This window comes from Streptomyces sp. NA02950, from assembly GCF_013364155.1.
GTDB lineage: Bacteria > Actinomycetota > Actinomycetes > Streptomycetales > Streptomycetaceae > Streptomyces.
On record NZ_CP054916.1, the window covers coordinates 3867548 to 3879080 of the forward strand.

At 72.7% G+C, this 11533-nt stretch carries 11 protein-coding genes; 6 read left to right on the plus strand and 5 right to left on the minus strand.

The window, feature by feature from the left end; translation table 11 throughout:
* Positions 1–78: 78 nt before the first annotated feature.
* Complete coding sequence (locus tag HUT19_RS16520) at positions 79–804, plus strand: pyridoxal 5'-phosphate synthase (protein ID WP_176181230.1); 726 nt, start codon at positions 79–81, stop codon at positions 802–804.
* A 61-nt stretch (positions 805–865) separates the two neighbouring features.
* Here HUT19_RS16520 and HUT19_RS16525 read toward each other — a convergent pair whose 3' ends face one another.
* Genes HUT19_RS16525 through HUT19_RS16535 form a run of 3 tightly spaced genes read right to left on the minus strand, consistent with a single transcriptional unit; the run spans position 866 to position 2353 of the window.
* Positions 866–1432, minus strand: a complete 567-nt coding sequence (locus HUT19_RS16525) for a GNAT family N-acetyltransferase (protein WP_254885613.1) — start codon at positions 1430–1432, stop codon at positions 866–868.
* 4 nt (positions 1433–1436) lie between these two features.
* Entirely contained in the window at positions 1437–1904 is a 468-nt protein-coding gene (locus HUT19_RS16530) for a Zn-ribbon domain-containing OB-fold protein (protein ID WP_254885614.1), read from the minus strand.
* Positions 1901–2353: a DoxX family membrane protein gene (locus tag HUT19_RS16535; RefSeq protein WP_176181232.1), complete on the minus strand. Its 453-nt coding sequence runs from the start codon at positions 2351–2353 to the stop codon at positions 1901–1903. Before HUT19_RS16535 ends, HUT19_RS16530 begins: the two co-directional genes overlap by 4 nt.
* A gap of 176 nt (positions 2354–2529) precedes the next feature.
* Between HUT19_RS16535 and HUT19_RS16540 the strand changes: the two genes are divergently transcribed.
* The 4 genes from HUT19_RS16540 (at position 2530) to HUT19_RS16555 (ending at position 7836) form a co-directional block, all read left to right on the plus strand.
* Positions 2530–3687, plus strand: a complete 1158-nt coding sequence (locus HUT19_RS16540) for an NAD(P)/FAD-dependent oxidoreductase (RefSeq protein WP_176181233.1) — start codon at positions 2530–2532, stop codon at positions 3685–3687.
* Between the two features lie 189 nt (positions 3688–3876).
* Positions 3877–6126 carry an acetate--CoA ligase family protein gene (locus tag HUT19_RS16545; RefSeq protein ID WP_176181234.1) on the plus strand — a complete coding sequence of 750 codons (2250 nt, stop codon included), beginning with the start codon at positions 3877–3879 and terminating at the stop codon, positions 6124–6126.
* Positions 6127–6226: 100 nt separating this feature from the next.
* A complete protein-coding gene (locus HUT19_RS16550) occupies positions 6227–7075 on the plus strand; it encodes an enoyl-CoA hydratase/isomerase family protein (protein WP_176181235.1) in 849 nt (282 codons plus the stop codon).
* 125 nt (positions 7076–7200) lie between these two features.
* Positions 7201–7836 (plus strand): flavin reductase family protein, encoded by a 636-nt coding sequence (locus HUT19_RS16555; protein WP_254885615.1) that lies wholly within the window; start codon positions 7201–7203, stop codon positions 7834–7836.
* 51 nt (positions 7837–7887) lie between these two features.
* On the opposite strand, the gene HUT19_RS16560 is transcribed toward HUT19_RS16555, so the two are convergent.
* The gene (locus HUT19_RS16560; RefSeq protein WP_176181236.1) at positions 7888–9249 is read right to left on the minus strand and encodes an MFS transporter; all 1362 of its coding nucleotides are present in this window, start codon (positions 9247–9249) and stop codon (positions 7888–7890) included.
* 113 nt (positions 9250–9362) lie between these two features.
* Between HUT19_RS16560 and HUT19_RS16565 the strand changes: the two genes are divergently transcribed.
* Positions 9363–10463 carry a GlxA family transcriptional regulator gene (locus HUT19_RS16565; RefSeq protein ID WP_176181237.1) on the plus strand — a complete coding sequence of 367 codons (1101 nt, stop codon included), beginning with the start codon at positions 9363–9365 and terminating at the stop codon, positions 10461–10463.
* Here the strand turns inward: HUT19_RS16565 and HUT19_RS16570 are convergent.
* Positions 10453–11505, minus strand: coding sequence for a Zn-dependent alcohol dehydrogenase (locus HUT19_RS16570; protein ID WP_176186963.1), 1053 nt, complete (start codon positions 11503–11505; stop codon positions 10453–10455). The genes HUT19_RS16565 and HUT19_RS16570 overlap by 11 nt on opposite strands.
* Between the last annotated feature and the right edge of the window lie 28 nt (positions 11506–11533).

Sequence of the window (11533 nt, forward strand, 5' to 3'; positions counted from 1 at the left end):
CCGGGTGATCGGATGGCCGAAACCGTGGGGTGAGCGAGCGTGCGCGGAGGCGCGGACGCGGGAGGCGGAGAACGTCCGATGAGCGAAGCCGAGCAGAACGGCCCCGGGGCGCCCGGGGCGGGGACCCCTGACGACGCGGCCTTCGAGGAACTGCTGCGCGGACTGCGCGTACGCCACGGCGGCGAACTGCCCGTCTTCGACCCGCACCAGGCCCCGGACGCACCGCTTCCGCTGTTCCGGCGCTGGCTGCGCGAGGCCGCCGGGTCGGACGAACCCACCCCGCACACCATGATGCTGGCCACGGCCGGGGCGGACGGCCGCCCGTCCCAGCGCACGGTGATGCTGCACGGCGCCGACGCCCGCGGCTGGCACTTCGGCACCCATCGCACCAGCCGCAAGGGCCGGGAGCTGGCCGAGCACCCGTACGCCTCGCTGGCGTTCCACTGGCCGCGCACCGGCCGTCAGGTGCGGATCGGCGGCCGGGTCCAGGAGGCCGGGGCCGAGGAGAGCGCGGCGGATCTGCGCGGCCGGTCCCCCGCCGCGCTCGCGGCGGCGCTGGCCGGGGCCGGGCGCCAGAGCGAGGTGCTCGGTTCGTACGAGGAGCTGGAGCGTGCCTTGGAGGCGGCGTACGAGCGGGCGGAGCGGGAGCCGGACGCCACCGCGCCGACCTGGACGCTGTACGTACTGGAGCCGGACGAGGTGGAGTTCTACCAGGAGGAGGCGCGGCGGCGGCACGTACGGCTGCGCTACCGGCGCGCTCCGGAGGAGCCCGGCGGCTGGCGGCGGGAGCTGCTCTGGCCCTGAAGGCCCCGAAGGCCCCGAAGGCCCTGGCGAAGACGCCGGCGAAGGCCCCGACCCGCGCGGCTCACCGGGGAACGTCCGGCCGCGGGTCGTCGACGGCCAGGCGGGCGTGCAGATGGACGTCGTGGGGTACCCCGCCGAGGTCGAAGCGCGCCTGGCGCAGCAGGCCCTCGGGGACGTACCCACAGCGCAGGCCGACCCGGCAGGACGCCTCGTTGCCGATGTCGTGCCGGAGTTCCAGACGGTGCAGACCCAGGTCGTGGAAGGCCCAGCCGGTGATCGTCCGGAGGGCGCGGGAGGCGATCCCGCGGTCGCGGGCCTCGGGCAGCACCCAGTAGCCGACCCGGGCGCTGCGCGCCCCGTAGTCGAACACGCCGAGGGAGACATGGCCGCGGATCTCGGTGTCCTCCAGGACGGCGAACGACGCCATGTCGCCGCGCCGCCAGCCATCGGCCCGGCCATGGGTCCAGGCGCGGACGTCCTCCTCGTCGTCGACCAGGGCCACCGGGGTGTTCCAGCGGCGGAAGTCGGGGTCGGTCAGCCCGCGCAGGGCGGCCCGGCGGTCGCCCGGGGTGTTCTCCCACGGGCGCAGCCGCAGCCCCGCGCCCTGGAGCTCCACCGGTTTCAGCACCCGATCATTCAAGCAGCGGGCGGAAGACCGGAACAGCCGGTGTTCCGCCGTCGCCCGGGGCGCGGAAGGCGGCGCGCAGCGGCATCCCGACGGACAGCCCGGCCCCGTTGTGCGGGTCGCCCGAGGCGCCGTCGACCAGCTCGGTCATCATCCGCGGCCCTTCGGCGAGATCGACGACGGCCGCGGTGTACGGAACGCGCTCGCCGAACGGCGGGAGGTCGTTCCGGTGCACCACGGACCAGGTGTAGAGGGTCGCGTCGCCGCTCGCCTCCTCCCAGGCGACGTCCTCGCTCCAGCAGTGCGGGCAGAACTCGCGGGGGTAGTGGTGGGCGCGTCCGCAGACCGCACAGCGGCGGATCAGCAACCGGCCCTCGGCGGCGGCGTCCCAGTAGGGGCGGGTGAAGGCATCGGGCTCGGGGAGATCGAAGCGCGGAGCCCGGCTGCCCGGTGCGGCGTTGGGCCCGGCGCTCACAGGAACAGCCCCCAGGCCTCGTCGAGCGACCAGGTCTGCCAGCTCATACCGGCCAGCGCGACCAGGGAGATCAGCATCATCATGCTGTTCTGCCCCTGCTCGGCCCAGTCGTGGATCATGAGCAGGAAGTAGAGCAGGTTGAGGAGCAGACCGCCGATCAGGGCGACGGGGGTCAGCAGGCCGAGGATCAGCCCGAGGCCGAGGGCGAGTTCGGCATGGACCACCACATACGCCATGAGGTCGGGCCGGGGTGAGACCACCGCGTCGAAACCGCGCCGGACGAACGTCCAGCGGTGCTCGGCGGCCACACCCTTCGCCCAGGCGATTCCGCTGCCGCGCTGGAACCAGCTCTTCTTGTCCTTGTGCCGCCAGCTCTCCAGCCACCACAGCCCGAGTCCGGTCCGCAGCACGGCGAGCCATTCGGGGCCGCTGAGCCAGATCGTCCGCATGGTGCCTCCACCTCCTGCCCGGCTGATCCCCGACTTTTCTGACGGTACGTCAGTTTCATGGGACGGACGGGATGTGCGCAAGGGGTAGGGGTCGCGTTACCTGCCGTGACCCATCCGCAATCGATTCGGAATCCCTTTGACCGAAACCCGTCAAATACCCGACTACGCTCGCCCGCATGGCCGTCGACAACCCCTCTCCGAAGTCCTCACCCGTGTATGTGATCGGCGGCGGACCGGGCGGACTCGCCACCGCCGCCACGCTGCGCGCGCACGGGATCCACTCCGTGGTCCTGGAGAAGTCCGACACGGTCGCCGCCTCCTGGCGCAACCACTACGACCGGCTGCATCTGCACACCACCCGTCGGCTGTCCGCGCTCCCCGGACTCGCGATGCCGCGGTCGTTCGGCCGGTGGGTGACCCGGGACAACGTCATCCGGTATCTGGAGCGTTACACCGAACACCACCGGCTGGAGGTCGTCACCGGGGTGGAGGTCTCCCGGATCGAGCGAACGGCGGACAACACCGCGTGGATGCTGCGGGCCACCGGCGGGCGGGCGCTGTCCTCGCCGGTGGTCGTGGTCGCGACCGGCTTCAACCACACTCCGCGACTGCCGGACTGGCCGGGCCGCGAGACCTACACCGGTGAACTGCTGCACGCCGGGCACTACCGCAACGCGCGCCCCTACGCGGGCAAGGACGTGCTGGTGGTCGGGGTCGGCAACACGGGCGCGGAGATCGCGGTCGACCTGGTCGACGGAGGTGCGGAGCGGGTGCGGCTCGCGGTCCGCACCCCACCGCACATCCTGCGCCGCTCGACGGCGGGCTGGCCCGCGCAGCGCACGGGCATCCTGGTGCGGCGGCTGCCGCGCCCGTTGGTGGACCGGGCGGCGCGGGTGATGTGCCGGGTGAGCATGCCGGATCTGACCGAACACGGGCTGCCCCGGCCGGACACCGGGCTCTACACCCGGGTACGACAGGGGGCCATCCCAGTGCAGGACGTGGGGCTGGTCGACGCGGTACGGACGGGCCGAGTGGAGGTGGTCGCGGCGGTCGACTCCTTCGATCAGGACAAGGTGGTGCTGGCGGACGGCACCCGGATCAGCCCCGAGGCCGTCGTCGCGGCGACCGGCTACCGGCGCGGACTGGAGGAACTCGTCGGCCATCTGGGCGTGCTCGACGCCCGTGGCCGCCCCCTCACCCACGGCCGGCGCACCCTGAAGGCCGCCCCCGGACTGCACTTCACCGGCTACACCAACCCGATCAGCGGCATGCTGCGCGAGCTGGCCATCGACGCCCGCAAGATCGCGAAGACCGTAGCCCGCACCACGTCCTGACGACGTCCAGACCGCGTCCTGACCTCGTCCTTCCATCCGACCCGGGCCGTCCCCGGGTCGTCACGGTACGTGTTCTCCACGTTGCGACCGTTCCTGACTCGCCTTCACTTCAGTAACCTGACTAGGCGGTAATTTGACTGGTCGTCAGCTAATGGACTATTGGCCATCGAGCAGGAGTGGCGGACACCGATGCTTGGATCGACTCACGGCACCCTCACCACCAACTCCCGTCACGCCCGCGCCGTCGCCTGCGGACGGGCTCCCGGCCCCACCGTCCACGTCCACACCGGCTCGGCGGGGGCCGGGAGCGCCGAGGAGGCGGAGGACCGGGACGTGAGCGGCCGTCCGCTGTACACCGGTGTCCCCGACCTGGACCGCTTCTTCCGCCCCGAGTCGGTGGCGCTCATCGGCGCGTCCGACACCGAGGGCCGCCCCAACACCGGTATCACCCGGCAGCTGGTGGCCTGGGCCGAGCGCGTCGGCGCCCGGCTGCACCCCGTACATCCCTCCCGTCCATCCGTCTTCGGCATTCCCTGCGTCCCGTCCGTGGCCGAGCTGACCGAACCGGTCGACCTCGCCGTCCTCCTCGTTCGCGATCCACTGCCGGTCATCGAGGAACTGGCCGGGGCCAAGGTGAAGTTCGCCGTCGCCTTCGCCTCCGGCTTCGCCGAGACCGGCCCCGAAGGTGCCGCCGCACAGGCACGGCTGGCCGCCGCGGCCCGCCGCGCCGGGCTGCGCCTGCTGGGCCCCAACACCAACCTCAACGCCTTCGAGGAGTTCCGCGACGACCTCGAGGGGCCCGCCATCGCCCTCATCACCCAGTCCGGCCACCAGGGCCGCCCCGTCTTCACCCTCCAGCAACTCGGCATCCGGCTCAGCCACTGGGCCCCGACCGGCAACGAAGCGGATCTGGAGACCGCCGACTTCATCTCATACTTCGCCACCCGGCCCGAGGTCGGAGCCATCGCCCTGTACGCGGAGGGGCTCAAGGACGGACGCGGCTTCCTGCTGGCCGCCGACCGGGCCGCCCGCGCCAAGGTGCCCGTCGTCGCCGTGAAGGTGGGCCGCACCGAGACCGGCGCCCGCACCGCCGCCTCCCACACCGGCAAACTGACCGGCTCGGACGCGGTGGTGGACGCGGCCATGCGGCAGTTCGGCGTGATCCGGGTAAACGGCCTGGACGAGTTGCAGGACACCGCCGCGCTACTGGCCCGCGCCCGGCCCCCGCGCGCCGAGGGCGTGGTGGTGTATTCGATCTCCGGGGGCACCGGCGCCCACTTCGCCGACCTGGCCACCGCGGCCGGGCTCCCCCTGCCCGTCCTCTCCGCCGAGAGGCAGGCCGAACTCCACCGGTGGATACCCGGCGACCTCAGCGTGGCCAACCCGGTCGACAACGGCGGCCACCCGGTCGGCGACCAGCGGGGCCGGAAGATCATCGACGCGATCCTCGCCGATCCGGCCGTGGGGGTGCTGATCTGCCCGATCACCGGCCCCTTCCCGCCCATGAGCGACCGGCTCGCCCAGGACCTGGTGGCCGCGGCCGAGCAGACCGACAAGCTCGTGTGCGTGGTCTGGGGCTCCCCGGTGGGCACCGAGGACGCCTATCGCACCACGCTGCTCGGCTCCTCCCGGGTGGCGACCTTCCGCACCTTCGCCAACTGCATCACCGCCGTCCGCGCCTATCTGGGCCACCACCGCTTCACCTCCGGCTACCGCTCCCCCTTCGACGACGCCCCGCGCACCCCCTCCCCCGCGGTGCGCAAGGTGCGCGGTCTGCTGCGGCCCGGCGAGCAGCTGAGCGAGCACGCGGCCAAGCAACTGCTGCGGGCGTACGGCATCCGCGTGCCGCGCGAGCAGCTGGTGACCAGCGCCGCCGCGGCCGTCCGCGCCGCCGGTCTGGTGGGCTACCCGGTCGTGATGAAGGCGTCCGCCCCGCAGCTCGCCCACAAGACCGAACTCGGCCTGGTAAGACTGGGGCTGACCTCCGCCAGCCAGGTCCGCGACACCTATCGCGAACTGACCGACATCGCCCGCTACGACGGCGTCGAACTCGACGGCGTCCTGGTCTGCCAGATGGTCGAGCGCGGCGTGGAGATGATCGTCGGCCTCAGCCACGACTCCCTCTTCGGCCCCACCGTGACCGTCGGTGTAGGGGGTGTGCTCGTCGAGGTCCTCAAGGACACCGCCGTACGCGTCCCCCCGTTCGGCGAGGACCACGCCCGCGCGATGATCGACGAACTGCGCGGGCGCGGCCTGCTCGACGGTGTACGCGGCGCTCCCCCGTCCGATGTGGACGCCTTGGTCGAGGTGGTGCTGCGGGTCCAGCGCATGGCTCTGGAACTCGGTGACGACCTCGCCGAACTCGACGTCAACCCCCTGTTGGTGCTGAACCGCGGCCAGGGCGCGGTGGCGCTGGACGCACTCGCGATCTGCCGCTGAACCCCCGGTCCACCCCGCCGACCGCGCCCATCCGGCCGGCCTCACCGGCCCGGCCGCACTCGTCCACCCCGCCGAGCACGCCGATGTCCGGAGCTTCCCCATGATGTCTCCCTCCCCCGAGGACTCCCTCGACTCCGTTGTACGGCACGCCACTGACAACGGCGTCTCGTGGATCACCCTCAACCGCCCGGCCGCGCTGAACGCCCTCACCCCCGACCAGCGGGAACGGCTGATCTCCCTGCTCGACGGCGCCTCCGCCGACCCGGCGGTCCGGGCGGTGGTGCTCACCGCCACCGGCAAGGGGTTCTGCGCGGGCGCCGATCTGCGGGGCCCCTCCGCGAACGGACGGCCGGGCGGCACCGCGAACGGACAGCGGGGCGAGCGGATTCCGGGCGATGTGGCACGGCTGGTCCAGGCGGGGGCGCAGCGGCTCATCGCCGCCGTGCTCGACTGCGAGAAGCCGGTCATCGCCGCCGTGAACGGCACGGCGGCCGGACTCGGCGCCCATCTCGCGCTCGCCTGCGATCTGGTGCTGGCCGCCGAATCGGCCACCTTCATCGAGGTGTTCATCCGCCGCGGCCTGGTCCCGGACGGCGGCGGCGCGTATCTGCTGCCCCGGCTGACCGGTCCGCAGCGGGCGAAGGAGCTGATGTTCTTCGGCGACGCGCTGCCCGCCGCCGCGGCCGAGCGGCTCGGCCTGGTCAACCGGGTCGTCCCGGACGCCGAGCTGGCCGCGGCCGCCCGGTCCTGGGCCGAACGCCTCGCCACCGGCCCCACCCGGGCCATCGCCCTCACCAAGGCGCTGGTGAACGCCTCGCTCGAATCGGGCCGGGCCGCCTCGTTCGCCGCCGAGGCCACCGCCCAGGAGATCAACATGTCCACGGCCGACGCGGATGAGGGCATCCGCGCGTTCACCGAACGGCGCTCCCCCGCGTACCGGGGCCGGTGAGCGGCCTTGAGACCGGGCCCGGTCTCGAGGCCGCGGACCGGGCCCGGTCGAAGGCCGCGGACCGGGTGGGGAACCGTATGTCACCCCGCTTCCTATCTGACACTCCATCAGATTCAATGGAACGCATGATGGGACATGCCGGTATGGCCGCCACCGCCGTCCGCTATCTGCGCGCGGTCGGCTCACCGACCTCGACACCGCGCGCGGTGGATCCGCTGCCCCCACCCGAGCTGCGCTGCATCCGGGCGGACGAGCGCGTTCCGTTCGGCCCCGCCGAATTCCGCCGGGTGCTGGGGCACTTCGCGAGCGGCGTCACCGTGATCACGACCGCCGACGAGGAGGGCCCGACGGGCTTCGCCTGCCAGTCCTTCACCTCGCTGTCCCTGGTTCCACCGCTGATCGCCTTCATGGTCGCCCGCACCTCCACCACCTGGCCGCGGATCGCCCGCACCGGGGTCTTCTGCGTCAATGTCCTCGGCGCGGACCAGGGCGAGCTGTGCCGGGGCTTCGCGGTGAGCGCGTCCGTACGGCCGGACAAGTTCGCGGGCGTCGCCCACGAACCGTCCCCGGCCACCGGCTCGCCCCGGCTCACCGGCGTTCCGGCGTGGATCGACTGCACGGTGCACACGGTGCACACCGGTGGTGACCACCTGGTCGTGGTCGGCCGGGTGGGTGCGCTCGGTACGGACGAGACGGCGGCGCAGGCGGGGCCGCTGCTCTTCCACCGGGGCGGGTTCGGCGCCCTCGCTCCCGCGTCGTAGCGCCCCGGGGCCCCGGCCGCCCTCCTCGGAGGGGCGGGCGGCCCACTCCCCTCAGGCGGCGGACGGCACCGGCTCGGCCGCGACCGGCCCGGTCCGCCGGATCACCAGCGCCATCAGGGCCGCCACCGCGCACAGCGCGCCCGACGCGTACCAGACGAGGTTGTAGGAGCCGAACGCGTCGCGCGCCGCGCCGCCCAGGAAGGCCACGAGCCCCGCCCCCACCTGGTGGGACGCCAGCACCCAGCCGAAGACGATCGCGCTGTCCTCGCCGTACCGCTCCCGGCACAGCGCCATGGTCGGCGGCACGGTGGCGACCCAGTCGAGTCCGTAGAAGACGATGAAGAAGATCATCGGCGGATGCACCGCGTCGGCCAGCAGGATCGGCAGGAACATCAGCGACAGCCCGCGCAGCGCGTAGTAGACGGCCAGCAGCCGCCGCGCGTCGAAGCGGTCGGTGAACCAACCGGAGGCCACCGTCCCCAGGATGTCGAAGACCCCGATGACCGCGAGCAGGCTCGCGGCGACCGTCACCGGCATCCCGTGGTCGTGCGCCGCGGGGACGAAGTGCGTCTTGATCAGGCCGTTGGTGGAGGCGCCGCAGATCGCGAAGGTCCCGGCGAGCAGCCAGAAGGTGCCGCCGCGGGCGGCCGAGGTGAGCGCGGTGACCGCGCGCCGGGCCGCGCCCCGCCGTGGCGCGGGCCGCGGGACGGGCGGACCGTCGGCGCCGTAGGCGGTGAGCCCCACGTCCGACGGGTAGTCGCGCATGAGCAGCCAGACGAACGGCACGATCGCCAGCGCGGTGACCGCGACGGTCACGGCGGCGGGGCGCCAGTCGTGGTGGTCTTCGACGATCCAGGAGAGCAGCGGCAGGAAGACCAGTTGCCCGGAGGCCCCGCCAGCGGTGAGGATGCCGGTCACCAGCCCGCGCCGGGCGACGAACCACCGGTTGGTGATGGTCGCGGCGAACGCGAGCGCCATGGAGCCGCTGCCGAGGCCGACGAGCACGCCCCAGCAGAGGATGAGCTGCCACGGGGCCGTCATGAAGACCGTCAGCCCGCCGCCCGCCGCGATCACGACGAGGGCACCGGCGATGACCTTTCGCATGCCGAAGCGATCCATCAGGGCGGCCGCGAACGGCGCGGTGAGCCCATAGAGGGCGAGATTGACGGAGACCGCGAATCCGATCGTGCCGCGCGACCAGCCGAACTCCTCATGGAGCGGATCGATCAGCAGACCGGGCAGCGAGGCGAAACCGGCCGCCCCGATGATCGTCACGAACCCGATGGCGGCGACCAGCCACGCCCGGTGCGGGGCGCCGTGGGGGAGGCGTAGGCGGGGTGCCCGTCGCGCGGCCGGTTCGGGCCGCTGCTCATCCTGTTCCGAGGCTTCGGGGAGTCCGGTTGTCTGTGTCACCGGACCAGGATCGGTCCGCGGGCCGGCACGATCGAGTGGCCCGCGGGACAGTATTCGTTAGGATCGGGCCAGGCCCTTTCCCGTGATGTACCCGTACGCTCTGGAGGTGGCGGATGCCCCGGACGAAGACAGCCGAAGGGCGCCACCGTGTGGTCGTGCTCGCCCTGCACGGCGTGATCCCCTTCGAACTCGGCATCCCCTACCGGATCTTCGGCAAGGCCCGCTCCCCCGGGGGTCACCACCTGTACGACGTGGTGACCTGCACCCCCGAGCCCGGTGCGGTACGGACCGACGCCGACTTCCCGATCACGGTGGAGCTCGGTCCGGAGGCCCTGGCCGAGGCCGACACCATCGTGGTGCCCGCGTCGTACGAACTCGGGCCGGTCTTCGACGAAGGCAGGCTGCCCGCGGCGCTCGCCGCCGCGCTGGCCCATGCCCGCCCGGGCACCCGCTGGGTGTCCATCTGCACAGGCTCCTTCGTGCTCGCGGCGGCCGGTCTGCTCGACGGCCGTCCGGCCACCACGCACTGGCACAGCACCGACCACTTCCAGCGGCTCTTCCCGGCCATCACGGTCGACCCGGACGTGCTCTTCGTGGACGACGGCGATGTGCTCACCTCCGCCGGTGTCGCCTCCGGGCTCGATCTGTGCCTGCACATCGTGCGGCGCGACCACGGCACGGCCGTGGCCAACGAGGTGGCCCGGCGCAGCCTGGTGCCGCCGCACCGCGACGGCGGCCAGGCGCAGTACATCCGCCGTCCGCTCCCCGAGCCTGAGCAGGCCACCACGACGGCGGCGCGGGCCTGGGCCCTGGGCCGTCTGGACCGCCCCATCTCGCTGCGTGAGCTGGCCGCCCAGGAGTCGATGAGCGTACGGACCTTCACCCGGCGCTTCCGCGAGGAGACCGGGGTCAGCCCCGGCCAGTGGCTGGCGGCGCAGCGGGTCGAACGCGCACGGCACCTGCTGGAGGACACCGAACTGTCCGTGGACCGGATCGCGCGGGACGCGGGTTTCGGCACCCCCGCGTCGATGCGCCAGCACCTTCAGGCGGCGCTCGGTGTCTCGCCGACGGCCTACCGGCGCACCTTCCGCACCGGGACCGCGGCCGCGTCTCCTTCCGTCGCGTTCTCCGAGTCGTCCGAACCGCCCGGCTCGCCGGAGTCGTCTGAGTCGTTCGAGTCGTTCGAGTCGTCGGAGCGGGCGGTCAGAAGGTGAGCACGGCCCGTGCCACCCGTCCGTGGTGGGCGTCGTCGGCGGCCTTGGCGAAGTCCTCCACCGGATAGCTGCGGGTGATCAGTTCATCCAGCAGCAGTCTGCCCCGCCGGTAGAGGTCGGCGTACAGGGCGATGTCGCGCTGGGGGCGGGAGGAGCCGTAGCGGCAGCCCAGGATGGACTTGTCCAGATAGAGCGAGGAGACCTGGAAGGACGCTTCGGCGGCGGCGGGCGGGACGCCGAGCAGCACCGCCTGGCCGTGCCGGTCGAGCAGATCGACGGCCTGCCGGATGAGGTGCGTGGAGCCGACGCATTCGAAGGCGTGGTCCGCGCCGGTCGGCAGGACCTCCCGGACGGCCTCGGCGGACGGGACGAAGTGGGTCGCGCCGAAGTGCCGGGCCAGCGGCTCCTTGGCGGGGTTGGAGTCGACGGCCACGACCGGGGAAGCCGCGGCGATACGGGCCCCCTGGAGCACATTGAGCCCGATCCCCCCGGCGCCGATGACCACGACGGACTCGCCGCGGTCCACCCGGGCGCGGTTGAGCACGGCGCCGACGCCGGTGAGGACACCGCAGCCGATGAGGGCGGCCGAGGTGAGCGGGATCTGTTCGGGGATCTTCACCGCCTGAACGGCCTTGACCAGGGTGCGTTCGGCAAAGGCCGAGTTCGAGGCGAAGTTGAACAGCCGTTGATCGCCGGGGCGGGAGAACGGCCGGGACGGCCGGCCGATGGCCGCCCGGCACATCGTGGGACGGCCGCGGTCGCAGTCCGGACAGGTTCCGCAGTTGGCGAGGGTGGAGAGCGCGACATGGTCGCCACGGGTCACATGGCCGACGGCAGGGCCGACCGCCTCGACGACACCCGCCCCTTCATGACCGAGGACGACCGGGACGGGAAAGGGGATGGTGCCGTCGATGACCGACAGATCGCTGTGACAGAGTCCGGCGGCGACGACGCGCACCAGCACCTCGCCGGGGCCGGGGTCCCGTATCTCCAGGTCGTCGACGACCCGCGCCTCCGTGCCGTCGAAGACGACGCCTCGCATCCTCATCACACTCCCCGATTCCTGGGGT